Annotated in this window: 2 protein-coding genes; both read left to right on the top strand. The window is 52.0% G+C overall.

From position 1 onward, the window contains the following. Positions 1-136: agmatine deiminase family protein (locus tag R7070_RS25920; RefSeq protein WP_318141478.1), on the top strand; the 136-nt coding region annotated here is incomplete at its 5' end. 54 nt (positions 137-190) lie between these two features. Beyond that, positions 191-1,184 (top strand): aldehyde dehydrogenase family protein (locus R7070_RS25915; protein WP_318141477.1); only part of this gene is annotated, 994 nt, incomplete at its 3' end.

The raw sequence follows: 1,184 nt of genomic DNA, 5'->3' as shown, positions 1-1,184 counted from the left end.
CGAAGAAACCGACGCCATTGCCATCGATATTATGCAAAACGCGATGCCGGAATACCAAATGATCGCGATACCGTCGAGAGAGGTTCTACTCGGCGGAGGGAACATTCACTGCATTACGCAGCAGATCCCCGCTTAAACACAAGCTCACCGCTGACTCAGCGGTGATGGTGAGTTGTCAAAAGGAATGACCATGCAACAGATACAAAACCAAAGCCTTGTTTCGTTTATGGTAGCGAACCCACAACAGGGCATTGCAGTGACTAATCCGGCGACCGGAGAGCTTCTCGGGTACGCACCTGTCTCAACCGAGAATGACATTTTAAATGGCATTGAACGTGCCAATGTGGCGCAGAAAGAGTGGGCGGCACTGCCAGCAAAAACGCGCGCTGGTATGCTCAATCGTTGGTTCCAACTCCTGTTAGAAAACAAAGCCGACCTTGGCCGTTTGATGACGTTGGAGCAAGGTAAGCCGCTGGCTGAAGCTCAAGGTGAAGTGCTTTACGGCGCGAGCTTTATCGAATGGTTTGCTGAAGAAGCGAAACGTACCTACGGTGAGACGATTCCTGCGCCGAGTGCAGACAAGCGTTTGGTGACCATCAAACAGCCAATTGGTGTTGCCTGTGCGATTACGCCTTGGAACTTCCCAATTGCGATGATCACGCGCAAAGCAGGTCCAGCTTTAGCGGCAGGTTGTAGCTTTGTCGTAAAACCATCTGAATCCACGCCGCTGTCAGCGTTTGCGGTTGCAGAGCTCGCCTACCAAGCAGGTATCCCACGCGATGTGCTGCAAGTGGTATTGGGGGAAAACTCCCGTCAGGTCGGTGCTATCTTCACTTCACACCCGTTGATTCGTAAGTTGTCTTTCACTGGCTCTACTCAAGTCGGTAGCGTGCTGATGCAGCAAAGCGCGGCGGACATTAAACGTACCTCAATGGAGCTCGGTGGCAACGCGCCGTTTATCGTATTCGATGATGCAGATATTGATGCAGCTGTGGCAGGCGCGATGGCGTCGAAATTCCGTAACGCAGGTCAAACGTGTGTGTGTGCGAACCGTTTCTACGTACACAGCAAAGTGTATGACGAGTTTGTTGCTAAGTTCGACGCTGCGGTTCAGCAACTCAAAGTCGGTAACGGCTTAGAAGAGGGCGTGAACATCGGTCCTGGGATCATTGAGTCATCGAAGC

The organism is Vibrio sp. 1557 (assembly GCF_033340175.1).
GTDB lineage: Bacteria > Pseudomonadota > Gammaproteobacteria > Enterobacterales > Vibrionaceae > Vibrio > Vibrio alginolyticus.
The sequence above is the reverse complement of the archived record's forward strand: the minus strand, read 5'-3'. Positions and strand labels throughout refer to the sequence as shown.